Here is a 26165-nt window from a genome sequence, read left to right on the forward strand (position 1 = left end):
GTCAAGCTCAATTAGAGGCCGCCTAGAAGGGCCAGCCCATGAAGGCATTTGCCGGTATTCTTTCCGCCACATATCTGCTCGCGCTCGCCGCGGGCGTGGATGCGCGCGCGGCTGATCCATCGACGTTCGAGGTCGCTGCCACGGAGATCGACGATCTCAAATCCGTCTACGCCACGGTGCGCAGCCGCGATCTGATCTACGCGCGCGTGCGTACGCCTGGCACGGTGGTGGCGCTCAAGACGGACGAAGGAGATTCGGTGGGTCAGGGCCAAGTTCTCGCTCTCGTCGCCGATCCGAAGATCGCGCTCAAGATCAAGGCCATCGATGCCCGCATCGTCGCCGCGACTTCGCGCATGGAGACGGCGAAGGTCGAGCTCGAGCGGTCGCAAACGCTGTTGTCCCAGGGCGTCTCGCCGCAATCGCGTGTCGATCAGGCGCAGACGGCCTACGACGTGGCATCCAACGATCTCAAGGCTGCGCAGGCCGAGCGCGCGGTCGCCGAGACGGAGATCCAGGAAGGAGAGGTGCTGGCCCCGACGGCCGGGCGCGTACTCAAGGTTCCGGTTACGGAGGGAAGCGTCGTTCTTCCCGGTGAGAGCATCGCCACGATTGCCGCCAACGGATACCTTCTGCGCCTTGAGCTGCCGGAACGCTTTGCCCGTTTCATGAAAGTGGGCGATCCCATTCGTCTCGGCGCGCGCGGTCTCGAGAGCCCGGAGGCGCCGCTGGCGAGCGGGCGTATTACTCAGGTCTATCCCGAGCTCGACAATGGCCGCGTCATCGCCGACGCCGAAGTGCCGGACCTCGGCAGCTATTTCGTTGGAGAGCGTGTTCTCGCCTGGATCTCGGCGGGCAAGCGCCAGGGGTATGTCGTTCCGCGGCCGTTCGTGTTCCGCCGCTTCGGTATCGATTTCGTGCGGCTCGCGCGGAATGGCTCCGGGTATGCGGATGTCGTCGTTCAGACGGGGCGCACGGTTCAGACGCCGGACGGGCAGCAGAGCGTCGAAGTGCTCGCAGGGGTCAACGCCGGCGACAGGCTGGTGCTGCCATGACGGGTTCTCCTCGGCTCGGGATCTCGGGGTTCCTGACCCGCGCCTTCATTCAATCGCCGTTGACGCCGCTCATTCTGCTCGCGAGCCTTGCGCTCGGGCTGATCGCGCTGGTGGCACTTCCGCGCGAGGAGGAGCCGCAGATCTCGGTGCCTATGGTGGACATCTTCGTCTCCGCCGACGGGCTCAAGGCGGAGGATGCGGTCAAGCTCGTCACCGAGCCGCTCGAAACCATCGTCAAAGCCATCAACGGCGTCGAGCACGTGTATTCGAGCACTGAGGACGACAGGGTGGTCGTAACGGCCCGCTTCTTCGTCGGCACCCCGCAGGACGACGCCATTCTGCGCGTTCATGAGAAGGTTCGCGCCAACTATGACCGGATACCCGTGGGTATTCCCGAGCCCCTGATCGTTGGCCGCGGTATCGATGACGTCGCCATCGTCACGCTCACGCTGGCTCCTAAGGCGGGCATCACCCGCTACGAGGACAACGCCCTCTTTCATATCGCCGAGAATTTGCAGGTCGAGCTCGCAAAGCTTGAAGATGTCGGCCTTTCCTACATCGTCGGCGGACGGCCGGATCAGATCCGTGTGGAACCGGTTCCGGAAAAGCTTGCGAACTACGGTGTGACGCTTGCCGAGCTCGTCGGAAAGGTGAAGGGCGCCAACCGCTCGTTTCTCGCGGGACGCGTGCGTGAGGGCGGACAGAGCCTTTCGGTCGCGGCCGGGCAAACGCTTCAGGGTGTCCCCGACATTGGTCTGCTGCTGCTGACCACGCGCGATTCCCGTCCCGTCTATGTCCGCGACGTTGCGAATGTCGTCGTGGGCGCCAAGCCGCTCGAGCGCCGCGCGTGGCACATCAGCAAAGGTGAGACCGGAGAGCTGCAACGGGCACCGGCCGTTACTCTGGCGCTTGCCAAGCGCGCAGGCGCCAACGCGGTGGTGATCTCGGAGCGCATCGTCGAGCGGCTAAAGGATCTCAAGGGCCAGCTGGTCCCGGACGACGTGGATGTGATCGTCACCCGCAACTACGGCGAGACCGCCAACGACAAGGCGAACGAGCTGCTCTTCCACCTGGGCCTCGCCACTCTCTCGATCGTGCTTCTCGTCGGACTCGCCATCGGGTGGCGCGAGGGCGCGGTGGTGCTCGTCGTCATTCCCGTCACGATCCTGCTGACGCTGTTCGCATCCTGGCTGCTCGGCTACACCATCAATCGCGTCAGCCTGTTCGCTCTCATTTTCTCGATCGGCATTCTGGTTGATGACGCCATCGTCGTCATCGAGAATATTGCGCGCCACTGGGCCATGCCCGATGGCCGCAGCCGAACGGCCGCTGCCATCGACGCGGTCGCGGAGGTCGGTAATCCGACCATCTTCGCGACGCTCACCGTCGTTGCCGCGCTTCTGCCGATGCTGTTCGTTTCGGGCCTGATGGGACCCTACATGAGCCCAATCCCGGCGAATGCGTCGGCGGCCATGCTGCTGTCTTTCTTTGTCGCCGTCATCGTGACGCCATGGCTGATGCTTCGCTTTGTGGGCGGTGCGGCAGGCGGGCATGTCGAAACGGCCGGCGGCGGCTGGCTCGGTCATAGCTACCGGGCGGCTGCGCGTCCGATCATTTCCGCGCGGCGCTCGGCGCTCGGCTTTCTGCTGATGGTCGGCGCGGCGACGTTGCTCGCGCTGCTTCCGTTTGCCACCAAGGCAGTCACCGTGAAGCTCTTGCCCTTCGACGACAAGTCGGAATTCCAGGTGGTGGTCGATCTCCCTCCGGGCTCCAGCCTCGAGCAGACGGATCGCGTTCTCAACGCGGCGGCGGAACGCCTGGCAGGGCTTTCCGAGCTGTCGTCGATCCAAGCCTACGCGGGCACGGCCGCGCCGTTCAACTTCAACGGCCTCGTGCGGCACTCCTATCTGCGCAGCGCGCCTCACCAAGGTGATCTACAAGTCAATCTCGCGCCGAAAGGGGAACGCACCCGCGCGAGCCATGCAATCGCCCTCGAAGCGCGCCACCTGCTCGACGGTCTCCCAATGCCGCCGGGAACTGTCGTGAAGGTGGTGGAGGTTCCGCCTGGTCCGCCCGTGATCGCGACGCTGCTCGCCGAGGTGTACGGCGCGGACGCGGAGCAGCGGCGTGCGGTCGCCCGAGAGGTTGCGGCGCTTTTCCGGTCGGTTCCTTACATCGTGGACGTGGACGTGGGCTTCCGCGAGCATGCGCCGCGTCTGCGCATTACCCTCGACCAGGACAACCTCGAATTCCATAACGTCCAGGAAAACGACGTCTACAGCACCATCGGGGCTTATCTCACGGGCACCGCGGTCGGCTACTCACACAAGGGCGGAGGCCGCCACCCCGTCGAGATCGCGGTGCAGCTTCCGAAAAACGATCTCGCGATCTCGGAGCGGACGCTGTCGACGCCGGTACCGGCCAACGCGCTTCCCGGCGAGCGGGGTGTCGTCGAGCTGGGCGACGTTGTGCGTGTCACGCGAGAGGAAGCATCTCCGGTCGTGTTCCGGCACAACGGACGCGCGGCCGAGATGGTGATGGCGGAGCTGGCCGGCGCTTACGAGGCGCCGATCTATGGGATGCTGGCGGTGCAGCAGCTCATCGACGCCAAAGACTGGGGCGCGCTGCCGAAGCCTGAAGTGCGCCTCCACGGGCAGCCGCTAAGCGAGACGAAGCCGGTTCTCTTGTGGGACGGCGAGTGGGAGGTCACCTATGTCACCTTTCGCGACATGGGCGCGGCTTTCGCGGTGGCGCTGCTCGGAATTTATGTGCTGGTCGTGGCGCAGTTCCGCTCGTTCACGTTGCCGCTCGTCATTCTGACGCCGGTGCCCCTGACGCTGATCGGCATCGTGTTCGGGCATTGGCTGTTCGGGGCGCCATTCACGGCCACGTCGATGATCGGGTTCATTGCGCTCGCGGGCATCATCGTGCGCAACTCGATCCTGCTCGTCGATTTCATCCAGCATCGCCGGGTGAGCGGTGCGCCGCTGCGCGAAGTGCTGCTCGAGGCCGGCGCCATTCGCTTCAAGCCCATTCTGCTCACCGCTCTTGCCGCGATGATCGGCGCCGCGGTGATCCTGACGGATCCCATCTTCCAGGGGCTTGCGATCTCGATGCTGTTCGGCCTCGCCTCGTCGACGCTGCTCACCGTGCTCGTCATCCCGGCGATCTACGTGACGCTGCGTGACGACGCGGTGAGGGAGTAGGGGGAGGCCGTCCGGGTTCTCGCCAGGGCTATTTTGCTGGTGTCGACAAGGTGCCCACCCCGGTGACGCGCCCTGCGGAGATGTTAGCTAGTTGGTTGTTTTGATTGGCTGGGGGACTAGGATTCGAACCTAGACAGGCAGAGTCAGAGTATGTCCCAGTAGCTTTTCGGCATTGCGCACCTCTTCGCATCTTTGCGAAAAGCCATTGAAAAACAACATATTGAGCAGACGCTGGCGCGCGGCTATACTCGGCACTTTCTGGCCACCGGTGAGCCAAGAGTGAGCCAGAGTGAGCGAAAATCCAGTGCGGGGTTCTGCCGGCATGGCCGTTGTTACGGGACGGATTACCAAGACCGCCGTTGAGCGGCTTCAGTCCGGGGATGTCCTCCGGGACAATGAGCTTGTTGGGTTCGGCGTGAGGGTGCGAGGCACCTCGCGCAGCTACTTCGTACACAAGAAGGTACGAGGGCAAGAGCAGTGGGTCACTATAGGTCGCCACGGTTCGCCCTGGACGGCCGAGACCGCGCGCAAAAGAGCTAGCGACCTTCTCATCGAGATGGCTGGTGGAGGAGATCCGGCAGAGCGACTGCGCCGCGAGCGTGATGCGCTAACTTTCGAGGAAGCGCAGAAGCTGTTCATGGAGCAGCATGGGCCCAAGCTGAAGGCGCGCACCAGGACCGAGTATCAACGGCTCCTGGACAAGGTGATCGTGCCTCGGCTCGGCAAGCGCCAGCTGCACAAGATTACCCGCGCCGACGTTGCACAGTTTCACGCTAGCTGGCCTCGGTGCCGGGCCGCGCGAACTTCGTGCTGTCTGTTCTGTCCAAGCTTTTTAGCTGGGCGCAGGACACTGGCGTCGATGACCGTGAAGTTAATCCGTGTCTGCGGGTTACCAAGTACCGGCTCAGCAAGCACGAGCGCTACCTTACGCGCCAGGAATATGCGCTCATTGCCGCTACGGTGACTGCGTTAGAAGGCGAGGGGAAGATCACGGCTTCCAGCGCGTATGCGATCCGGCTCCTGATGCTGACGGGCGCGCGGCTCAACGAGATCCTTACACTTCAATGGAGCTTCGTCCGGGCGGATATGAAGAGCCTCTTCCTGCCGGATAGCAAGACGGGTGAGAAGATCATCCGGCTCAGCGATGAAGCGCTAGCTGTGTTGAAGACGATCCCCAAGGTCGAGGAGAACCCGTATGTGATCACCGGTCACGTACACGGGACCCACCTAACCAATCTCCACAAAGCCTGGTACCTGGTCTGCGAGACCGCCAAGCTCGACGGGGTGCGCATCCATGACCTACGGCATTCGTTTGCGAGCATGGCGGCCGATTCCGGCGCCTCATTGCCGATGATCGGCGGGCTGCTCGGCCATGCCGATCCGCAGACGACCGCCCGCTACGTGCATCTGGTCGATAAGCGATTGCATGAACTGAACGGGACGGTGGGAGCCGCCATCAGCTCAGCGATGAACGGCATTTCGAAGCCGGCCAAGCGCCGGGCGAAGCCTCCAAGGCAGGGAATTAGCAGCCGATAATCGCCTCGGCGATTACGCAACATTCTGAAATTATAGAGATAATATTTGTTCTAATCGCCCCTAATCGCCTCCAATCGCCTGGCGGCGGTTAGCTTGGCCAGCAGTTTTGTACCTTGGTCAGGACTCGAACCTCACAATATTGCTGCTGGGTAGAGCGTCGGTATCCAGCGTTCAATGACATCCGTTGGAAAACCTACACGTACACGGCTTCGTGGACCGTCAGAGACCAGGACACCACGGGCGAGCAAAGCGTTCAGAACTGTCCTTGCTTGGCGTTCTTTGTGCCCCGTCACAGCCGGCGCATCGCCTCTGGCAAAAGAGCCGAGTAGCAATGCTTCACGAAGAAGCGTCCACGAACGAGCCGGCAGACGACCGGCAGCAACTTCATGTTCACACCATAGCTGGACCCGCAGCATTAGCTCTTGCGGGCGGAGCATATCGCGCATGAAGCGAACCTGATCGATGCAGATATCCAGGAAAAAGTCGCAGAAGCGCGTCAGTCCTTCGTCAGTTAGATTTCCTCGACCGTCATAGTCACCGCGTCTTGGGTCATCGGCCGAAGCGAGCGCCGCCTTGTAGTGCTCGGCGTTTCGACCCAATCCCCGCGAAACTGACCAAAGGTGAGAGCCGATCTGCCACTCGCGGAACATCGCATGCGAGAACAAGCGCGCCACACGACCATTTCCGTCCAGGAAGGGGTGAACCCAAAGTAGGCGATGGTGCGAGGCAGCTACCGCAGCGCATCTGTAAACTCTTGAAATCTTATCATCCGCATAAGCCTTCACGAAACGATCCAAGAGCGGTTCGATTTGCTCTGGCGCTGGAGCCACATGATGGCCTACTCGGACGTGGTGTTTTCGGAACTCACCTGGAAGGACAGGAAGCCGCTCGTGCGTGTCCGGGTTTGTGACCCAAAGAAGCTCTTCAGGTAATCGGCGGCAGAACTCGTAGTGGGCCCATTTTAGAAACTCAGTCGACATGACGGGAGAAGGGGCCTGCCCGTGATCGATCATGGCCTGCACGGCAATATGGGCTACTGCTTCGAGCTGAAGGTTGCGCGCCTCCCGATTGTCGGCAAAGTCCCCGGAGAGCGCGCGTTCGATATCGACTGGGTGGGTCGGATGCCCCTCAATCAGGTTCGAGTAGTAACAATTCATCGACCGCACGAGATTACCCAGCTCGTTTCCAAGTGCGGGATTGACGCTGCTCCAAAGAGCGGAAGCTTCTTCGACCAGAACGATGGACTTCTCGGCAATGCGAAAGCCCCGGTCTTGGGGCATCATCGGTTCGAACGGAGTAAGTTGGCTCAGTATTGCCGCTTTCGTTGCCGCTTATTATTATTCATTATCAGGTACTTGGCAACAGAAGTGTTGGGAGGATTGCCGGTTCAATTGCCGGCATGATTTAGCGTCATCCTCATTGCTCAATTCTGCCAGCGTCACAACGGCAGCGCAGGCTGCGAGAGATCGGCAATTATCCTTCGAGCTGTCCGGTCCAGTGCTGGCAGATGGTTGACCAGCACATCCCAGAGAATGTCCAGATCAACTCTGAAGTACTCGTGGCGAAGCCGATGCCCCATATTGATAATGCTTTTCCAGGGTATCTCCGGGTATCGGGCGAGGAGGTCCGGCGGGAGGTTGTTAGCAGCTTCGGCGACAATCAGAACGCCGTGCTGACAGGCCATGCGCAACGCCCAGTCGGTCGACAAGTCTTCAAGCTTCCGTCCTTTGACTAGCCGCATCAGGTTAGCACTGGCCTCTGTCATGTCCTGTAGCCGGGGCAGGGGCGACCGGATCACGAACTAGAAGACTTTGATTGCAGTTTTCTCGATGGTCTCGCGGAGCGCGGGGTGCAATGCGCTTCGGGTGCAGAGGTCGACGTCGGTGCCCAAAGTCTCTTCGAGCAGAAACTCAAGATTGGAGAACTCAATAAGGCCTACATGCTTGGTTGGGTCACGATCCACGAAGATGTCGATGTCTGAGGTTGGCTTCGCGTCATCACGCGCGGTAGAGCCGAAAATATAGAGCGCAGCAGCGCCCAATGACCTGATCGCAGGCTCGATGGTTTTAATAAGCTCAATAGCGCGGTCACGTCTCATAAGTGATCAATTAATACAGTAATTACAGGGTTTTTTCAACGTTCTTGCGATGTTGTGGTGCGTCTTCGGCTCGGCGGCGAGAGCGCCAGAGTGTCGAACGGTGAACCCCAAGCTCTTCGGCGGCTTTCGCCAGTGAGAAGTTTTTGTCGCGAACAAGTGCTGCGTGTTCGGCCTTGGCGTTCACACCGGCAAGTGCGTAGGGCGAGAGTTTTGGCTTGGCGCCGCCCCGGCGACCGCGAGCGCGTGCAGACTTGAGGCCCGCCTTAGTGCGTTCGGATATCAAGGAACGTTCGAACTCGGCCAGAGCCGCAAAGATGCCAAAAGTGAGCTTACCCGCAGGCGTTGCCGTATCGATGTTCGAGCCTTGGCCAGTCAACACCTTGAACCCGACGCCGCGTTCCTCCAGTTCCCGAACCGTATTGATTAGGTGGCGAAGGTTGCGGCCTAGCCTGTCGAGCTTCCAGACGACAAGGGTATCGCCTTTGCGAAGCGCCTTCAGGCAACTATCCAGACCAAGGCGGCTGTCGCTCTGGCCGGATGCCTTGTCGGTGTAGACGTTCTCAGAGGCGACGCCAGCGCCGTGGAGGGCGTCGAGCTGGAGATCCAGGTTCTGGTCGGTCGTAGATACGCGGGCGTAGCCGATCTTCAAGTTTCATACTTTCATCGTGCGAGCATGCTGACACGATGGTAGATCGGCCGCGATGAATACAATCGATCGCCGTCTCTATGGCCCGACGGGGCGTTGCAGATCGGCAAACGATGCCGTTCATGCATCATGAAAATGCAACGTCATTCTGCAACGCGAGCGGTGTAACTAGCGACCAGATTTCCGCGCGTCGCGTTCCACGGTTCCACACGTTGCAGGAATGACCGTTCGTGCAACGGCAGGACGTGTTGGTTACAGGGGACCCTTGCTGACAACATTTCTAGAACTGCCAACCGGGTCGGCGCCTACAAGCAACGAGCTTCGCCTTAGTCTTCAACAACTTGCTCGCGTTCCGACGCTCTCACCACCGGTTCTCACCTTGTATTGCGGGTCTTCGGCTGATCTATGAAGATCGGACGTTGGGAACGATTCGCATGCCAAAATATGTCGCCCTGGATACCCAGAAGTGGGCCTTAAATCAGCTTAAGGAGGCCTGCAACGGCCTGTTCGTCGATTTTCTCGTGGTCAAGCGGGAAGGTTTGACCAATACCAACCCTATCACAATCAGCACAAAGACAACCCTCGACTCGACAACAAGACTGATGGGAATTGTAAGCAGCAATGGTTCTGCACTCGATTCCGACCATGTCTTCTTCAACCCCTTCGTCTGGCAGTGGCGGCATATGGGTTATCCCCGTTCCGGCACTTATACATCGCTTGAGCGCAGCAACACGCTGCGTCCGATCGTGCACATCGAGCACGACCGCGATGGGATGATACTAAAATTGACAGAGAACTACGTCGATGCAGTGCAAACGAAACTGCGTCGTTCCAAATCGAAGCAGCTTAAGGTCCCAGCAGAAGCTTTGGCTGCATGGGCACTAAGATATGATGATTTGACTGATGACGTGACACCCGAAAAGTTAGTCGATCGATTTAAGACTGAATACAAGTTTGATGACAAAGAGTTTGCAGCGTTTTTTGGCAGAGTGGGGATGCCGCAGGGGCACTCATTTGCTGACGTGCCAGTCGATCGCGATCAACTGCTTGAGCATCTTCTGACAATTGCGCCTCTTGAAGCGAAGCCCGTGGTGGAGGCAGAGGCTGAAAGCATCGAAGAGGATCTTCCTGAAGACCTAATTGAATATCTACGGCGCGACCTGTTGCTACCGGATGCGCTGTTGCGCCAGCTTGTGACGCTGCTGCGCGCTGGAAAACACTTGATACTCACAGGGCCGCCTGGCACTGGGAAATCGACCTTGGCGGGCCGACTTGCGGAAGTTGGCGAGAAGTATGCAAGCGAATTTTCGTTTCCCGCATCAGATGGGCACGTGTTCACGACGGCGACTGCTGACTGGACCACGTTTGACACACTTGGCGGGTATATGCCTGCGGTTGATGGAGCAAAGCTTGTGTTCCAAGAGGGACTGTTTGTTCAGGCCCTTCGTGAGAATAAGTGGCTGGTCATAGACGAATTGAATCGAGCTGATGTCGACAAGGCTTTCGGTCAGCTGTTTACGGTTTTGTCCGGCCATAACGCCGTTATGCCCTATCGACAGGGCGGCAAAAACGTCACGCTAGCATTCGACCGGAACTCCGCAGCGTCCGGCTTTTCCGGTGAGACGGGAAGATATACCGTTGGTCGGGATTGGCGGATTATCGCGACCATGAACACGTTCGATCGAAACCTGCTTTTTCAGTTATCTGCCGCGTTCGTTCGTCGTTTCGCAGTTGTGCATGTCGGCATTCCTCCGCCGGACGAGCTGATTGCTTGGATAGAGGGTCGAGGACTTGATCAAGCCGATCTTGAACTCGTCGGAAAACTTCTTCCCGTCCTTAACAGTGTTCGCCCGCTAGGGCCGGCTATCTGGGCTGACCTCGTGGATTATATGAGCATGAGAACGAAGCACTCGTTCGGCGGCAGTCTGGCGGCTTCGGCAGAAGCATCATTTATCGATGCTGTGACAGCGTATGTCCTTCCGCAGCTCGATGGGTTGGATCAGGAATCGCTTTCCTCAGTTGAAGGGCAGATTTTGGAACTGCTGCAAAGCGAGGCAGAAAAATCGCGGTTATCTGCAACGTTCAAAGAAGTCTTCTGAAATTGTGGACGAGCGATGAATTTGAGCAAGTCTTAGATGGGGTTTCTCGCCTCGGCTGGGTCCTGCTCAAACGATTTTCGGCTACCTATCGCCCATCAGATGTTCTTGCTGCGTTTGCCTGTCTTCCCAAGCGAGATTTCGAGACGCTACGCCGTTTGAACTTCGCACTTACTGATGAATTGAAAGCTTTCTTGGATGAGCATTTGCCGCATTTTATACGGACAATGCCATCTACCACGCAACACATGGTTGACGACCGTTCGGGGCCGCCACGTGGCCGGATAGATTGGCAGAGAACTATCGCGAGGCGTACCCAGTCGGGCAGTGATCCTACACGTTTTGTTACGCGCGCAATTGAACGCAGCGCGGATACAGGCGCGGCAAGACTTTTCTCCTTTCTCTTGGGCCGTATAGTTGAGAACGGCGAATGGCTAGATCGTCATCAAATCCCTGAAATTGCCCGTGTGCAGACGCTAAACAGCACCGATATTGCCCGAAGAAACGCCGGAGCGTTGCGAGGCAGAGGTGTTCGCCCCAGTAATCGTTTAAGTGCACGCGAAGTCGGCCCGCTTCGCAAAAGTAGGAGACCCGATGTACTTGCTGCCGTGCGAATTTACGATCTGTACGTCAACATTGTCGAACTGGCGAATGAGAACCTATTACGCAATCTTCTGAGACAAAAGCAACTTGCTCCTGAGGATCTTGATGACCTTTTTGAGGTTTGGACACTGCTGGTATTAGTGGAGATTCATCTGCGAAACGGCTGGGAGTTAAATGAGGCACTCTTGATCGGGGGCGACACTGCTCCAAAACGCCCAAAATTCACATTGGAGAAAGACGGACTGACTGTCGAAATTTTCTATCAGACGGTCCCGCAGGAAATGGGCAAAGCTAGTGCATATAAGGCGATTTTCAGCGAGTACGATCTTGACGCTTCAATGCGGCGACCCGACGTCACTGCACGAGTGACTTGGCCGACGGGCGAAATCCAACGCATCATCATTGAGGTTAAACGCACGAGAGATCAGCGCTACATTCTGGATAGTGTGTACAAAACGTTAGGTTATCTAGCTGACTTCAGAGAGACCGTCGGTCCAAACAGCCCATTAGCTATTCTCGTCGTTTGGGACGGTATCAAGCGAACCAAGGCAGCAGGGCGCCTTAGTCCGGTTGAGATTGTTACAGCATCCGAACTGCCGTCAATATCACTTCCCTACTGAGCCCTTTCCAGGCTTCTGGCGTCGAGTATTTCGGGCGGGCGGTTTGTTGGTTTCCCGAGATTGCTCTAGCTTCTTGTTGGCTAGATCGACGTATTCCTGTGACACGTCAAAACCGACGAACTGTCTCTTCAACTTCAATGCAGCAAGACCGCTCGTCCCGGACCCTGCAAACGGATCAAGCACTAAGCCGTTCTCTTTCGTGGACAGTGCGATGCAGCGCCCAGGAAGCGCCAACGGGAATTGCGCACCGTGACCATCACCACCTGACGAGGTCGGAAGGTGCCAAACATCTGTGACCTTGTCTTGTTCCAAAAGTGGGTTGCGACCGCCAAGCATGGCCGGCGTAGTTCGGAATGCTTCTTTATCGAAGCAGGGAGTCCGAACCTTCGTCAGGTGGATGATGTGCTCGACAGATTTTGTGACGCGAGAATTGGTTGGCTCAGGCATTGAGCCATCTTTGCTCCATGAGATCATGGATTTTACAAGGTAGCCGATCCTGCTGGCGCGCTCCGCGATACGCTGTGGTATCAGTGCTTGTTCGCCGTCCTCAAGATAGGCATGTCCAGCGCTGTAACGTCGGCAGTTGTGTTCTGTCCAGCGACGACGATCGAGGCCCTTCATGGCTCGAAGTGTTTCAGCCGCGTTGCCCCTAATCTGGGTGCGGGTATTAAAAGTATCTCCGATGTTCCACCAGATGGAACCCAGGTTCGCGAGTTTGGGCTTCAGCAGATAGAGAATTTCGACCGAGTGGCGAATGAAGCCCTCAGGCGTTTGTTCGTGGCCGTAGGGACAGACCTCCCCGTCAGCCCATTCGACCTGCTTCGGTGTGCCATAGATACGGACAGCCCAATAAGGCGTTGACGTCACTACGCAATCGACACTTTTGTCGGCCAGTGAAGATATGAGCTTGTGCGCATCACCACAGATCACTTGGTTCAACGGGATACTATGCGGGCGGAGTTGCTCGACGCTCCTGAGAGATGCCAACCTATTGAAGTATGCTGCCACCTTGCTTCTTGGCACAAAGGTCTCGGCCGCGTCATCGATCAGAAGTAATTTTTCGATGTCATCAAAGCCGACCCTCTTAGCCGAGCCAATAACCCTGCGAACAAACGACGGATGAAGCCCGACGATTGGGGCTACTTCGTCAACGGAAAAAAGCTGATCATCGTTCGAGCCTGGACGCTCCCACCCCGCCAACGAACTGCGGGGATGGATGTCCGGCCATCCTTCAAGCTGAGTTCGTGACTTCATACGACGTGGTGCCAAGCCTGCAAGAATCGGATTGAATCATGTAATCACGGTTTGTTCTCGTATGCTAGTGAGGAAGGGAGGAAAACCGGGACGCGCGTGAAGTTTGCTTGTTTGTAGGACCAACGAGCAACACGATCAGCAACTGCGATCGGAGCCAGTGGCTTCGCTCACGGCGACCGAGAGCGCCGTGGCGCTCAGCAACTAATCTATGGCCGCATCTAAGCTAAGAGGCGCGCGCCGACCACGCCACGTAGATGATTTAAGAGGCCGTGCGAACACGCACCAGATATCTGCACTAGGCGCCTACCACTGTTTGTTAAGTTCGCGGTCCGGATCATATGTCCTAAGTAATGCACCCCCTCTCTCATTCATCCTTGGGGTTATGCTCCAACAGACGTGACAGCACCGGGCCGAGGAAGGCCGCGTACACAGCCGGGGCTTGGTAGGACAGAAATTGTCGACCGCGGTTCAGGTAAATCAGCACCAAGGCGATCGCTACGACTGCCGACATAAGAGCCGTGTTGTTGATCGTCCCGGCAGCGGGATCGAGTGATGCGGTAAACCGCCAAGCTTCAACGATCGCATAGACGAGGAAGCAGAACGCTGCGCTCCGATAAAAGCCAAACTTCGCAAGAAACGGCATGAACGTCGTGCTCAGGCCGTTGGCTTCAACGTACTCCTTACACAATGGGTAAGGCCGGGCGCCTTCACCAAGGATCTGGTCTGTAAAGTGCTTCTGGATGTAGGTTTCCAGCGCCGTTCCCGAGCGGGCCATCGTGGTTTCTCTGCCGGCCTTACGCAGCAGCCAGAAGACGATCTTCTCGAAACCATTGGCGAGAGGTTCAACAAGTGCGCCGGCCAACATCAGAATTGCTGGGACGATAATGACTGCCAGCGCGGCCGAAAGCTTTTCAACCGCCTCCAACACGGCATTAAGATGCCTAGTGCTATGCAGCAAATCCTGGATGCCGACGAGCATCAGGATCAAGGCGCCGATGCCGATGTAGACGAATATATCCCACAGGTGCGATCGGAAATCGTTCATTGGAGCCCCTCGCGCGCTGAATGCCGAATCAATCGCCGCGTGCTCCGACCTTAGCCTATCGCCGAACGGCTAGCGGCCGGCGATAGCGTGTTTTACGCGGGGGTCGAATTTGTTGCTGGCGCGTCATTCATGACCATCGCCTGGGGACCGCGACCAGAGAATTACGCAACGCCATCGCCGGGAATATGGTCATCCCACTCGTTGCGACCTGTAAGATTGGAGGGTGGCGGGCGATAGATGCGCGGCTCAGGATGCTATCCCGTCGACATAGCCCTTCCATTGCTCGTTCTCGACCAGTGTTGAACGATTCAGCTTGATGCTCTTGCATCCCGGGATCGATCGGATGGTTGCCTTGACCGAGTCCGACAATGGCTTCGGCATCCACGGGCTAAGGTTGATGCGTGCAATTGCCGCCAAGTCGACGTCGAACTCCTTGAAGCTGAGTAGGTGCTCGTTGTCGACGTAAACGATCCGGAACTCCTTCTCGTCCTGATAGGGGAACCGCTTGATGAACGGCAGGTCGTTGACGGTCGGCGGTGCTTTGCCGAGCTTGCGCAGCTCGTAATACTCGACCGAACCGTGGCGCACATGCGGGATGCCTGCGAATGCTTGTATCAGGCGTTCGCGGTCGAACTCCAAACACACGCCGTCCATCCCCTGCGAAAACACTCGCCAATGGTGGTACGTCTCAAACTGCTGCGCGAAGCACAGTGCGAGGATGGAGCGGGCTTGCACCGCTTCCTGATACTTCCGCATGGTGTAGACGTCGTTGCGGTCGTCCCATAGCTCGGGATTGAGCAGCGTGAGTTTTCGCTGCCGAAGGATCTGGATGGCAGCCACCAGGCTGGTGTAGCGCCGGAGGGATGGCTCACTCATGCAAGGCTCCATGTCAGAAGAGCGTCTGGGTCGTCGATTTAGAGGCGTTTCCTTGCGTGATGTGAACCTGTTGTTTTGCGGAGGCGAAAGCCGTCCACAGGACGCTGGGGCTGCGTCTGGCGAGAAGCCGCAATTGCCCAGCAAGTATAGACCATGGGACCCATGGTGCTGTTCGACAAGTCTGCCATCGAGATGCTGAACGTGAACGAGGCGGCCGTCTTTGACTGCCTCTTCATGACCAACCTGTGCCCGATCTATCTGGTCGAGGTTCTTGCTGACCTTCAGAAGAAAGAAACCAGCGGACGCGACCACGCCAAGGTGGTTGCTGACATGGCCCGCAAGACGCCGGTGCTGCACACTTACCCCAATGTCGTACACACGACGATGTGCCTGCATGAGCTGCTCGGCCGCCCGGTCGGCATGGATGGTCGACCGTCGGTCGGTGGCGGGCGAGCCGTAAAGCATGCCGGCAAGGTCTCCATGGTATTCGACGCCCAGCCGGAAATGGAGGCGTTCAACCGATGGCAGGACGGCCGGTTTATGGACGTCGAGCGGATGTTTGTTGCAGGGTGGCGGCAAGCGCTTCTGGACATGGACCTGTCCGGCAGTGCCAAGGTGATCAAGGGGGCCCTTGGCGTGACCGCCATGCCGAAGAACGAAGCCGACGCCTTTGCGATGGCCCGACAGGTGATGGCCACCACGCCACGCTTTGAACTCCTCAAGACGGCGTATTTTGTCCTTGGCTTGCCGAAGGAGATGTTTCGCTATGTCGAGCAGCGCTGGAAGTCACATGGTTATCCAGCATTGACCGACTATGCGCCCTACGTGGCGCATTGCTTCCTGGTCGATCTGTTCTTCTACATCGCGATCGACAAGGGGTTGATCTCACCCGATCGGCCGAGCAATCGCACGGATATGGCCTACCTCTACTATCTGCCGTTCTGTGAGGTCTTTCTGTCGAACGACAAGCTCCATCGGCGTGCTGCGCCGCTATTTCTTACGGAGCGGCAACGGTTCGTCGTCGCTGGCGAGCTGAAGCCGGAGCTGACGACACTTGAGGCGGCGCTCTGGGAGTTGCCCGAAGACCAGAAGGAGGAGGGACTGTTTCATCTGGCGGGGCGGCCACCCGAAGGAAGCAGCGGGCTATTGAAGAGCCTGTGGGATCGTTTCAGGCCCGGACACGAAAAGAAGAAGGACGAGACCGACAGAATGACGCCCGAGCAGACTGACAGACTGCTGAAGGAACTCAAAAGGATGTCAGGCGGCGACAAGGCAGCGCCATCGAGTTGGCGGCCGTCTCCCAGCCAGTTGCGAGATCCGGATCGTGTGATGATCGAGCGCAAGATACCCGTTGGACGCGGACGCTGGCGTATGCTGCCGAAGGGCATCAAGGGCGACTTGGATTAACAAGCCCAGATGATGCGTGGTCGCGCCCCAGAATTCTGACTGCACACAAAAAAGCCCCTCCATTCGAGGGGCTGGAGTTCAAGGTAGAGGCAATGGACCGTCCCGGCGAATGTACTTGATGCAATCGATCACCGCCGTGAGCTTGGCGGCCCGCATACCGTGCTGGAGGGTATAGGCCCGCGTGTAAGCGAGCTTGTCCCAAGTGGCGGGCCGCTTGCCAATCTGGCGCAGGATACGACGCGCACGCGGGGATGGCGGCGGGCAAGAGTGTTTCTGCATGGCAGACTCCAAACGTGAGGGGGTTGGGCTTGAAGTCTGGGGCGGAATTCACGCTCTGCCAGTGAGAGCACGAAAAAAATCCCCGCCATTGCTGACGGGGACGCGCTCCGAAGAGCTTTGAGATGTCAGGCGGCTTCCGCCTCCTCCTTAGCCTTCGGGATCGAGAAGACGATCTTCTCGCCGACCGAGACGCCGGGATTGAGCAGCAGCGTGAACGGGTGAGCCTCGTTGCCGTTCTCGAAGACCGAACCCACGCGAGTCCAGAACTCCTTGCCGTCGCGCTTGGCGACGACGTTTGCGACATAGACGGGCTTCTTTCCTTCGGCCATGACTTTCACTCCATTGGGTTGAGTGCCAAACGTTTGCAGATTGGTCTGCACTCAAGGTCTGGGGCGGCAAGTCGGTTTCGCAAGTGGCGCCGCGTTGCTTTTTTTTGCTGCACAAACATTACTCCATTCAGTTGAGCGAACTTGGTTCAAATCCGTGATCTTGGCTTCGTCGTGATGTGAGGAGATAGCCTCAGGATACCTGCGGTATATGTATACAAGGCGGGCGTTTCCGCTTCTCGACCCATTCTTTGTCATGCAGGCTTTTCGTCCCGCACGATCCTGTCTCGAAGCGAAGGTTTCCGTCCAGAGCGTAAGCGGCGGACGGATTGCGGTTTGTGAGCGGTCTTCCGCGAACGCAATTTTAAGGGTCTCAACTTGCGGTCAATTTCTGATGAGTTGTCCACAAGGCTGTCTCGTCCCTTTAGGTCTTAATCTATTCTTATTCTAGTCTCTAATAAGTCTGTGGACGCCAACAGTGAATCAAATCAAATATTTGCATTGCATTTCTGGTGGGGCTGTTACGATTTCTGGTAACGCCATTACGAAATCTGGTAGGGCCACTACGGATTCTGGTAGCGCCATTACGCTCGTCGGAGCGACTTATCCACAGGGACGAGCATACCTCCCCACGCGCACGCGCAATCTCGTCACACACCTTCGCGTAAAGTCCCCGCAGTCACTTGCACTATTAGGGGTGGGCCCTCCAAGTCTTTGAATTTTCGTTTTGCCGTGCCTGCAATTTAAGCTTCTTTTGGTGTCGCGGTTCCGGCGTTTGGTGGCGTGGTTCCCAATTACGTGATTTACTCGCCATAAATGAGCACAGCGTACGGACCGACACTTTCGCCTGTTGAGTCGAAGCGACTCAAGCGCATCTCAGCACGTCGTGGCCGCCGCAATCCTGCAAAGGTTCCTGCTCGTCTCACGCGCACGGCCGCATTTGCGCCAAAGCGGCAAGGGCTGATCACCGACAGCAAGTTCAAGCGGCTTTACATCGTTCCAGGCCATTCGGTCATCCAAGTCTCCGGCCGAGAACTCGGCAGTCAGCACCGAGATGCGCTCTACGCCGTTTTTCGGCTCGATAAGAAGGAAACCTTTATTGTCGATCCAGAAAGTACCTGGAGACGCAGGGGGTTTGCCTCGTCAGCAACTTGGCGGGAGTTAATCCGCCTCATGGGAGTGTCAGAGCACACCAACAACGTTGCAACCCTGGTCTTCACCTTCGAGGAGATCAAGCAGGTCGTCATCACTGCGTACGAAGGGGATGCAGAACTCATTTTGGAAGAGTTTCAAGCTGGGCGTCTGCCCAAAGGCAAGGGCGCCATGGGCAACATTCTCCATGACGTGTCATGGACCGGTGTGGGCCTCGATGATGTGGTGACGGTGACCTACGGGGACTGGACAGTCGAAGCCATGATGAAGGCGCGCCTTGTGAGTCTCAACGCCGACGTCCAGTTCTCGCTTTCGTCCGATTACGCGAAGTCCTTCTGGCCCTACATCGACGGGATGAACAACAACTCCTTCGTCGACGAGGTTACTCTGGGTTATCTCACCGGCAAGAACGTCATGGAGATGACGTCCATGGAGCGCGCGAACTTCCGTAAAGCCTGTCGCAACGCCTTGGACGACATGGTGCGGGCGGGTGGGCTGGTCAAATGGCAGGAGGAGGTGAGAGGGATCGGGCGAAACAAAACGCGCCGGTACCACTATCATCATGGTCTCCAGCGACAGATGGAGTTGGATCTTGCTTCCGCCAAGCGGTAGGCCAGGAAATCGTCATGATGAAATCGGTGAGCCCGGAGTGAGCCAGACCGATTTACTCAAAACTGAATACTGCGTAAGTTATTGATTTTATTGGCTGGGGGACTAGGATTCGAACCTAGACAGGCAGAGTCAGAGTCTGCAGTCCTACCATTAGACGATCCCCCAAAGCCGGGATCGCGACGTGCGTCAGGTGGACGGCGATCCCTGCGTCAGGCTGGTAGGGCTGGCGCGATCACGGTCCGGCGCGTCGAGTGGGGCCGTATAACAGCTCATTCCGGGTCGCGCAAGAACGCCGGAAGCGCCGTTTTGCTTCAGACCCTTATTTTTCCGGGGCTTGGGCAACAAGGGGCGGCCGGGGCGCGGCGGACTGCCACGCGAATTGCGGGTTTGTCGCACAAGGGTGGCCGGCGCGTCAGCGGGAGGGGAGCGGCGCGAGGGGTGGCAGCAACTCGGGGCGGTACTCGAAGTGCATGGTGTCGAAGTGATACCAGCGGCCACCCCAGATGAACCCGTGCTTCTCGAAGATCTGGACGATCTCCAACGGGATGCGGTTGCGGTAGGCGGCTTGCGCGCTCCCCTTGGACCACCGCCAGTAGTCGCTTTGCGCCACGGCGATATCGATGGCGATGGCGAACCCATGGGCCGAGACGCGGTCCGTGCCGGCAATGACGCGGCAATTGTAGGTGCCGGCAGCCGGGATCAGATACTTGTCGAATTCGGCCGGAAGCGCGTCGAGCTCTTTAGACACCGCTTCGAGGCGGGCGGAGACGCTGTTGACCGTGGTGATCTGCAGCTTCTGTCGCGCTTTCGCCGGGAGCCAGGTGATCGTCGTCAGGCGTGATTTCACCCCGCCCTTCCGGCAGTCGCCATACATTTTCTCGAAGAATGCGGCGTTGCGTGCGCGCCCGGGATCGCTCTCGGGAGCGGGCGGGGTGGCCGGTGCGCCAGCGGGATAGGGGAGGCGCAGCATGTCCTCGATGTCCGGGTCGGCGAGCCAGGCTGCGAACGGCTTTTCACCCTTGCCGTCATCGACCGGCATACGCGTGCCATCCCGCCAGACGAGGGTGTTGCCGTCGAGCTTTTCGAGAACGCCGGGATAGGCCGCCACCAGTCCGGCCATGTCGCTTTTGGGGGTGGCTGGGCGCGGCCCGGATTCGGGATGGGCGCCGGCGGGAAGCATGCAGGCTAGGAGGAGGGCAAGGCAGGGTCGCAGCATGGGCACCGACTATCGAAGCGGGTCAGTCGCAAACGGAAGAAACACCGCCTTGTAGCAGGCGATAGGGCTGGAGCGCGCGGAGGCAACCGCAAATTTGCCAACCGCCGTTGTATACCACGCACGCGCTTTTACTTTACGCTGAGCCGTCTCCTGCTACACTCCTGCCAGATGCAGCCAGAACTTGGCCTGAAGAGAGGGTGAGCCCGCGGCAACGCCGTTCGGATCCCCGGAACCAGGCACTGGGGAAAAAGACGTGCCGGAACTGACGGATGACGAGCGCGCCAGCGCTCCCCCTCGCGATCCGCGACATGCCTCCGGGGAGGCGGGCGCCGCCAAGGCGCCATTCAACGGAATACACCATAACGTCCGCGGCAGGCATCCTGCCGTGAGTGAGCGTGGTCATGTGTATGGCGCGCTGGATCTCGGGACCAACAACTGCCGCCTCCTGCTGGCGCGGCCTTCGCGGCGCGGGTTTCGTGTGGTCGACGCGTTCTCGCGGATCATCCGGCTCGGTGAAGGTGTGTCGCAGACGGGGCGCCTGTCGGACGCTGCCATGCGGCGCACGATCGAGGCGCTCAAGATCTGCGCCTCGAAGCTCGCGCGCAACGACGTGGAACGCGCCCGCTGCGTGGCCACGGAGGCCTGCCGCATCGCCAGCAATGGACACGATTTCCTGCGTCAGGTGGAAGACGAGGTCGGCCTCAAGATCGAGGTTCTGGACCGCGAGACGGAGGCGAGTCTCGCCGTATCCGGCTGCGCCTCGCTGATCGACTACAGGGCCGACTATGTGCTCGTATTCGATATCGGCGGGGGCTCGTCGGAGCTGATCTGGCTCGACCTCTCGCGGGGTGCGCGAGAGGGAGGCCAGGACGGTGTGAAGCGGCCGGGCGTGAAACCGGGCATCCGGGCCTGGACCTCGCTGCCGGTCGGCGTGGTCACGCTCGCCGAGCGCTTCGGCGGCCATCACGTCACGCCCGAGAGCTTCGAGGACATGGTGCGGTATGTCACCGAGCTCGTGCATCCGTTCGAGGCGCTGCACGGCTTTCGCGAGCTGTCGCGGGACCGCAACGTGCACCTGCTCGGCACGTCCGGCACCGTGACCACGGTCGCGGGCATCCACCTCGGGCTCAAGCGCTACGACCGCGCGCGCGTGGACGGGTGCTGGCTCTCCATCGACCAGATCCAGTCTGTGACATATGCGTTGCTCGCGCGCTCCTACGACGAGCGAGTGGCGGAGCCGTGCATTGGACACGAGCGGGCGGACCTCGTTCTCGCGGGTTGCGCCATTCTGGAAGCGATCCTGCGGCAATGGCCGGCCGAGCGGCTGCGTGTTGCCGATCGGGGGTTGCGCGAAGGTATTCTTGCGACGCTGATGAGCGAGGACGGCGTTTATCGCGCGGGCCGTCGCCGGCGCCGCCAACGGTCAGGTTGATCTCTATGCGGATGAAGGGAAAATCGGGGCGAGGGTCCGGCGGCAAGGGCACCTCGAGTGCGATCGGTTCGGCTGGCGGGCAGCGCGATCTCAACGTGCGCCTCAGGACGGCGCGCAGCCGCACGGCCTCCTCTCAGCGCTGGCTCGAGCGTCAGCTCAACGACCCCTACGTGTCGGCCGCGAAGCGCGCCGGATACCGCTCGCGCGCGGCGTACAAGATCATCGAGATCGACGACAAGTATCACTTCCTGAAGCCTGGCGGCCGGGTGGTGGACCTTGGCGCTGCGCCCGGCGGCTGGAGCCAGATCGCGGCTGAACGCACCAAGTCCATCGACGGTCGCGGGCAGGTGATTGCCATCGACATTCTCGACATGGAGCCGCTGGCGGGTGTCGAGTCGGCGACGCTCGATTTCATGGACGAGCGCGCGGAAGGCTGGCTCAAGAGCAAAATGAGAGACGGCGCGGCCGACGTGGTGCTGTCCGACATGGCGGCGCCGACGGTGGGGCACGCCAAGACCGATCACCTCAGGATCATGATGCTCGCGGAGGCGGCCGCGCACTTTGCGTGCGATGTGCTTGCGCCGGGCGGGGCGTTTCTCTGCAAGGTGTTCCAGGGGGGCACGGAACGCGATCTGCTCGATCTTCTGAAGCAGCGCTTCACGACGGTGCGTCATGTGAAGCCGCCAGCGAGCCGCTCGGACAGTGCGGAACTCTATGTGCTGGCTACGGGCTTCAAGGGCTGATTCCGGGCCCTCTGATTCGCGCGCAAAGCCTTGTTTGCGGGGGCCTGAAAATAGCAACGGCGGCCGCTTGCTCGACCGCCGTGCCTTATCGGCTCGCCAGTGCGCGAGCCAGTCTTCATCATCAATTAGATGATGTCGATCTCCGCCGGGAGGTAGCTCGTGACCTCGAGGCCGACTTCCTGCTCGCGCACGGCGGGCTTGGACCAAATCTTCATTTTTGTTTCCTCCTTAAAACGCTCTAGAGCACTTTAGCCCGGTCTTCCTAACGCGATAAGCGCCCGAGGTCTAATTGAATTTTCAATGTTCGCCATAAGCGATGCTAATGTGCAGTTGCGAGAGAATTGGTGAACCGAACAATCGGGATTTCCCGCTGCCGCTCTCGGCCCGTCCTCTGGCGAGCCGCTCGGCCGCAGGGAGGGTCCCTTCCCCTCTCCATCGACCGATGCTATAGGGCATCCGACATTCGAGCCTGGCCGCTCCGTTCAGCGGCCGCCTTTGTCAAACCCGCCCAAGGAGAGAGCCATGGCTAACCGCCCAATCGATAGCGATTTGGGTCTGGCACTGACATTTGATGATGTGCTTCTGGTCCCGGCCGCCTCGGAAGTCCTGCCGAGCCAGGTCAACGTCGCAAGCCGGGTTACGCGCACCATCTCGCTCAATATTCCGATCCTGTCCTCGGCCATGGACACGGTCACCGAAAGCCGCCTCGCCATCGCCATGGCTCAGGAAGGCGGCATCGGCGTGTTGCACCGCAACCTCACGCCCGACGAGCAAGGCCGCCACGCGGCCTCGGTGAAGAAGTACGAATCCGGTATCGTTCTCAATCCCGTCACCATTCAGCCCACGGCCACGCTCGACGAAGCGTTGAAGTTGATGGCCGGCCACTCGATCTCGGGCATCCCGGTGGTCGAGGCGCCTAAGAAGGGCGAGACCAAGGGGCGTCTCGTCGGCATTCTCACCAACCGCGACGTTCGTTTCGCGACCAACCTCAAGCAGCCCGTAGCGGAGCTGATGACCAAGGAGCGGCTCATTACCGTCAAGCGCGACGTGAGCCGCGAAGAGGCGAAGCGCCTCTTGCACCAGAACCGCATCGAGAAGCTCCTGGTGGTGGACGACAGCTATCATTGCGTCGGCCTGATCACCGTGAAGGACATCGAGAAGGCGCAGAAGCATCCGAACGCGTGCAAGGACCCGGAGGGCCGCCTGCGCGTCGCCGCGGCGACGACGGTCGGCAACGACGGCTGGGAGCGGACGGAGAAGCTGCTTGAGGCCGGATGCGATCTCATCGTGGTGGACACGGCGCATGGCCATTCGCGCAGCGTGCTCGACGCCGTGACGCGCATCAAGAAGATCTCGAACTCGGTGCAGGTGGTGGCGGGTAACGTCGCGACCGCCGAGGCGACGCGTGCGCTGATCGAAGCGGGTGCGGATTCGGTGAAGGTCGGCATCGGGCCGGGCTCGATCTGCACCACGCGTATCGTGGCCGGTGTGGGCGTGCCGCAGCTCACGGCGGTGATGAATTGCGCCGCGGAAGCTCACAAGCACGACGTGCCGGTGATCGCCGACGGCGGCATCCGGTTCTCCGGCGACATCGTGAAGGCGCTGGCGGCTGGTGCCGATTGCGTGATGGTGGGCTCGCTTCTGGCCGGTACCGACGAGGCGCCGGGCGAGACCTATCTCTACCAGGGACGCACCTACAAGGCGTATCGCGGCATGGGCTCGCTGGGCGCCATGGCCCGCGGCTCGGCCGACCGCTACTTCCAGCAGGAAGTGAAAGATCAGCTCAAGCTGGTTCCGGAAGGCATCGAGGGGCAGGTGCCCTACAAGGGGCCGGTGGATGCGGTGCTGAACCAGCTCGTCGGCGGTCTGCGCGCGGGCATGGGCTACACGGGAGCCAAGACGCTCGCGGATCTGCGGAAGAACGCGAACTTCATCCGCATCTCTCCGGCCAGCATGCGCGAGAGCCATCCTCACGGCGTTCTCATCACCCGCGAGAGCCCGAACTATCCCGGCAGCGTTTAAGCCGAAGCCGCAGTCCGAACGGGTCCTGTCATGAGCCAGACCGCCATTCTCTATCCGGTGTTCGTGCAGGTGTTCCTGACGTTCTTTCTTCAGGGATGGATGCGCAAGGAGCGCGTGGGCGCGGTGAAGCGCGGCGAGGTGACGTTCGGAGACATCTCGCTCAGGCAGCCAAAATGGCCGGCGCGGGCGACGCAGGTTTCCAACGCGTTTCACAACCAGCTCGAGACGCCTATCCTGTTCTATGCCGTGGTCGCATTTCTGATGATCACGAGCCAGGTGAATCTCGTCTTCGTCGTTCTCGCCTGGGTGTTCGTGCTGGCGCGCCTCTATCACGCCTACATCCACACGACGGCGAACAAGCAGCCTTACCGCTTCTATGGCTATCTGTTCGCCTCGCTCACGCTCTTCGTCATGTGGGTGCTGTTCGCCATCCGCATTCTGTTCTTCTCTGCCGGCGGCGCGTGAGCGCGCCGGCGCCAATCTAAGGATCGACGTTCGTGAGACCGGGTGCCCGCATCCAAGCCGCGGCCGAGGTGCTCGAGGATATTTTCTCGCGTCACCAGCCGGCGGCGACCGCGCTTCAGGATTGGGGCAAGCGTCACCGCTTCGCGGGCTCGGGAGACCGGGCGGCGATCGGCACGCTGGTTTATGACGTGCTCCGGCGGCGGCTCTCGCTCGAGGCGCAAATGGGCAGCGCCGCGCCGCGTGCGCTCGCGCTCGCTGCAGCCCCGAAGGCTCTCGGCCTTTCCCCTGCGGACGTCGCTTCGGCCTGCGACAGCGGTCCCCATGCTCCGGCGCCTTTGAGCGACGAAGAGCGTGCCCGTCTCGAAGCCGGTGTTCCAGCCGACGCCGCTCCCAACGTCGCCGCTGACATTCCCGATTGGATCCTGCCCTTTTTCGAGCGCGCGTTCGGAGACAGGGTGATCGCGGAAGGGCGGGCGATGGCCGAGCGGGCGCCCATCGATCTCAGGGCGAATACGCTCAAGGCCGCGCGTGACAAGGTCGTCACGGCGCTTGTGAAGCTCGATGTGTCGCCCACGTGGCTCGCGCCCTACGGCGTCCGCATTCCGGCGCCGGAAGGCCCCGCGCGCAGCCCGCACGTCGAAGCGGAAGCGGCCCATGGTAAGGGATGGTTCGAGGTGCAGGACGAGGGCAGCCAGATCGCGGCGGCGCTCACCGGCGCGGCGCCCCGCCAGCAGGTGCTCGATCTTTGTGCAGGGGCTGGCGGCAAGACGCTGGCGCTCGCGGCGGCCATGCAGAACAGCGGCCAGATCTACGCCTACGACAGTGACAAAGGTCAGCTCCGGCCGATTTTCGAAAGGCTGCAAAGGGCGGGCGCCCGGAACGTCCAGGTGCTGGATGGCGGGGACAAGGACGCACTCGAAGCGCTGGGGCCGCGTTTCGACGTGGTGCTCGTGGATGCGCCATGCTCGGGTTCTGGAACCTGGCGGCGCAAGCCGGATGCGAAGTGGCGGCTCAAGCCGGAGGCGCTGGCAACGCGCATCGAGGAGCAGCGGGAGGTGCTGTCGCTCGCCTCGGGGCTCGTGAAGCCAGGCGGGCGGCTCGTCTACGTTACATGCTCTGTGTTGCCTCAGGAAAATGTCGATCAGGTTGCCTGGTTCCTCAGTCGGTCCGAGGGGTTCGAGATCCTGCCTTACGGCGATGTCTGGCGGTCCACCATCGGCGGGGAGCCCCCGGCGTCCGCCGATGGATCGGCGGAAACCCTGCTGCTCACCCCGGCGTCGCACGGCACGGACGGCTTCTTTGTCGCAAGCTTCAAGCGGGCCCGCTAACTCCCCCATCGCAGCGGGGGACGGCGCAAACATGCCGCTTGCTTTGTCACAATCCTTGACTAAGTTGCGCGCGCTGCGAAGGCGCCGAGCGGTCTTCGCGCGCCCGCCGCGAGCCGTGGCGACGAGAGTTCAGATATTGCCTGAACTTTTT

At 60.0% G+C, this 26165-nt stretch carries 23 protein-coding genes, 1 tRNA gene and 1 pseudogene; 13 read left to right on the plus strand and 12 right to left on the minus strand.

Features of this window, described 5'->3' with window-relative positions:
- Positions 1-38 precede the first annotated feature (38 nt).
- From F812_RS0102560 to F812_RS26910, 4 genes and pseudogenes are all read left to right on the plus strand, one after another.
- Positions 39-1052 carry an efflux RND transporter periplasmic adaptor subunit gene (locus F812_RS0102560; protein WP_020084390.1) on the plus strand — a complete coding sequence of 338 codons (1014 nt, stop codon included), beginning with the start codon at positions 39-41 and terminating at the stop codon, positions 1050-1052.
- Entirely contained in the window at positions 1049-4258 is a 3210-nt protein-coding gene (locus tag F812_RS0102565) for an efflux RND transporter permease subunit (RefSeq protein ID WP_020084391.1), read from the plus strand. Before F812_RS0102560 ends, F812_RS0102565 begins: the two co-directional genes overlap by 4 nt.
- Before the next feature lie 322 nt (positions 4259-4580).
- A pseudogene (locus F812_RS27250) lies at positions 4581-5027 on the plus strand (integrase arm-type DNA-binding domain-containing protein); the annotation flags it as partial.
- A gap of 38 nt (positions 5028-5065) precedes the next feature.
- The gene (locus F812_RS26910; protein ID WP_245257606.1) at positions 5066-5794 is read left to right on the plus strand and encodes a tyrosine-type recombinase/integrase; all 729 of its coding nucleotides are present in this window, start codon (positions 5066-5068) and stop codon (positions 5792-5794) included.
- Positions 5795-5925: 131 nt separating this feature from the next.
- Here the strand turns inward: F812_RS26910 and F812_RS25880 are convergent, their stop codons facing one another.
- The 4 genes from F812_RS25880 to F812_RS0102595 all read right to left on the minus strand — a co-directional run bounded on the left by F812_RS25880 (position 5926) and on the right by F812_RS0102595 (position 8541).
- Positions 5926-7077 carry a Fic family protein gene (locus F812_RS25880; protein WP_083929036.1) on the minus strand — a complete coding sequence of 384 codons (1152 nt, stop codon included), beginning with the start codon at positions 7075-7077 and terminating at the stop codon, positions 5926-5928.
- Positions 7078-7232: 155 nt separating this feature from the next.
- Positions 7233-7559 (minus strand): HepT-like ribonuclease domain-containing protein, encoded by a 327-nt coding sequence (locus F812_RS22285; RefSeq protein WP_156827183.1) that lies wholly within the window; start codon positions 7557-7559, stop codon positions 7233-7235.
- 36 nt (positions 7560-7595) lie between these two features.
- A complete protein-coding gene (locus F812_RS0102590) occupies positions 7596-7892 on the minus strand; it encodes a nucleotidyltransferase family protein (RefSeq protein WP_020084395.1) in 297 nt (98 codons plus the stop codon).
- A gap of 22 nt (positions 7893-7914) precedes the next feature.
- Positions 7915-8541 (minus strand): recombinase family protein, encoded by a 627-nt coding sequence (locus F812_RS0102595; protein ID WP_020084396.1) that lies wholly within the window; start codon positions 8539-8541, stop codon positions 7915-7917.
- A gap of 431 nt (positions 8542-8972) precedes the next feature.
- Here F812_RS0102595 and F812_RS0102600 point away from each other — a divergent pair, with 431 nt between their 5' ends.
- Entirely contained in the window at positions 8973-10637 is a 1665-nt protein-coding gene (locus F812_RS0102600; RefSeq protein WP_020084397.1) for an AAA family ATPase, read from the plus strand.
- A 2-nt stretch (positions 10638-10639) separates the two neighbouring features.
- Complete coding sequence (locus F812_RS26305) at positions 10640-11857, plus strand: hypothetical protein (RefSeq protein ID WP_156827184.1); 1218 nt, start codon at positions 10640-10642, stop codon at positions 11855-11857.
- On the opposite strand, the gene F812_RS0102610 is transcribed toward F812_RS26305, so the two are convergent.
- The 3 genes from F812_RS0102610 to F812_RS0102620 form a co-directional block, all read right to left on the minus strand.
- Entirely contained in the window at positions 11843-13111 is a 1269-nt protein-coding gene (locus tag F812_RS0102610; RefSeq protein WP_051113742.1) for a DNA-methyltransferase, read from the minus strand. The genes F812_RS26305 and F812_RS0102610 overlap by 15 nt on opposite strands.
- 364 nt (positions 13112-13475) lie before the next feature.
- Complete coding sequence (locus tag F812_RS0102615; protein ID WP_020084400.1) at positions 13476-14156, minus strand: hypothetical protein; 681 nt, start codon at positions 14154-14156, stop codon at positions 13476-13478.
- A 246-nt stretch (positions 14157-14402) separates the two neighbouring features.
- Positions 14403-15032 carry a hypothetical protein gene (locus F812_RS0102620; protein WP_026867794.1) on the minus strand — a complete coding sequence of 210 codons (630 nt, stop codon included), beginning with the start codon at positions 15030-15032 and terminating at the stop codon, positions 14403-14405.
- A 162-nt stretch (positions 15033-15194) separates the two neighbouring features.
- On the opposite strand from F812_RS0102620, the gene F812_RS0102625 reads away from it, so the two are divergent.
- On the plus strand, positions 15195-16439 hold the full coding sequence (locus tag F812_RS0102625; RefSeq protein ID WP_156827185.1) for a hypothetical protein: 1245 nt from the start codon (positions 15195-15197) through the stop codon (positions 16437-16439).
- 78 nt (positions 16440-16517) lie between these two features.
- Here F812_RS0102625 and F812_RS26310 read toward each other — a convergent pair whose 3' ends face one another.
- Both F812_RS26310 and F812_RS0102630 read right to left on the minus strand, forming a co-directional pair.
- Entirely contained in the window at positions 16518-16718 is a 201-nt protein-coding gene (locus F812_RS26310; protein ID WP_156827186.1) for a hypothetical protein, read from the minus strand.
- A gap of 125 nt (positions 16719-16843) precedes the next feature.
- Positions 16844-17047 (minus strand): hypothetical protein, encoded by a 204-nt coding sequence (locus F812_RS0102630; protein WP_020084403.1) that lies wholly within the window; start codon positions 17045-17047, stop codon positions 16844-16846.
- 813 nt (positions 17048-17860) lie between these two features.
- Between F812_RS0102630 and F812_RS0102635 the strand changes: the two genes are divergently transcribed.
- Positions 17861-18808: a hypothetical protein gene (locus F812_RS0102635; protein ID WP_026867795.1), complete on the plus strand. Its 948-nt coding sequence runs from the start codon at positions 17861-17863 to the stop codon at positions 18806-18808.
- Between the two features lie 91 nt (positions 18809-18899).
- On the opposite strand, the gene F812_RS0102640 is transcribed toward F812_RS0102635, so the two are convergent.
- A tRNA-Gln gene (locus F812_RS0102640) sits at positions 18900-18973 on the minus strand.
- A 247-nt stretch (positions 18974-19220) separates the two neighbouring features.
- Positions 19221-19928, minus strand: a complete 708-nt coding sequence (locus tag F812_RS0102645; RefSeq protein ID WP_245257607.1) for a M15 family metallopeptidase — start codon at positions 19926-19928, stop codon at positions 19221-19223.
- A 481-nt stretch (positions 19929-20409) separates the two neighbouring features.
- Between F812_RS0102645 and F812_RS22290 the strand changes: the two genes are divergently transcribed.
- Together F812_RS22290 and F812_RS0102655 are read left to right on the plus strand one after the other, a co-directional pair.
- Positions 20410-21456, plus strand: a complete 1047-nt coding sequence (locus F812_RS22290) for a Ppx/GppA phosphatase family protein (RefSeq protein ID WP_342446737.1) — start codon at positions 20410-20412, stop codon at positions 21454-21456.
- Between the two features lie 11 nt (positions 21457-21467).
- Positions 21468-22199 carry an RlmE family RNA methyltransferase gene (locus F812_RS0102655; protein WP_020084407.1) on the plus strand — a complete coding sequence of 244 codons (732 nt, stop codon included), beginning with the start codon at positions 21468-21470 and terminating at the stop codon, positions 22197-22199.
- Positions 22200-22324: 125 nt separating this feature from the next.
- Here F812_RS0102655 and pqqA read toward each other — a convergent pair whose 3' ends face one another.
- Positions 22325-22414, minus strand: coding sequence for a pyrroloquinoline quinone precursor peptide PqqA (gene pqqA, locus F812_RS22295; RefSeq protein WP_020084408.1), 90 nt, complete (start codon positions 22412-22414; stop codon positions 22325-22327).
- A 307-nt stretch (positions 22415-22721) separates the two neighbouring features.
- Between pqqA and guaB the strand changes: the two genes are divergently transcribed.
- The 3 genes from guaB to F812_RS0102675 are packed head-to-tail and all read left to right on the plus strand — an operon-like array spanning position 22722 to position 26014.
- Positions 22722-24221 (plus strand): IMP dehydrogenase, encoded by a 1500-nt coding sequence (guaB, locus tag F812_RS0102665; protein ID WP_020665350.1) that lies wholly within the window; start codon positions 22722-22724, stop codon positions 24219-24221.
- A gap of 30 nt (positions 24222-24251) precedes the next feature.
- Positions 24252-24686 (plus strand): MAPEG family protein, encoded by a 435-nt coding sequence (locus F812_RS0102670; RefSeq protein ID WP_020084410.1) that lies wholly within the window; start codon positions 24252-24254, stop codon positions 24684-24686.
- A gap of 32 nt (positions 24687-24718) precedes the next feature.
- The gene (locus F812_RS0102675; protein ID WP_026867796.1) at positions 24719-26014 is read left to right on the plus strand and encodes an RsmB/NOP family class I SAM-dependent RNA methyltransferase; all 1296 of its coding nucleotides are present in this window, start codon (positions 24719-24721) and stop codon (positions 26012-26014) included.
- Positions 26015-26165 lie beyond the last annotated feature (151 nt).

Source organism: Hyphomicrobium zavarzinii ATCC 27496, from assembly GCF_000383415.1.
Lineage (GTDB): Bacteria > Pseudomonadota > Alphaproteobacteria > Rhizobiales > Hyphomicrobiaceae > Hyphomicrobium_C > Hyphomicrobium_C zavarzinii.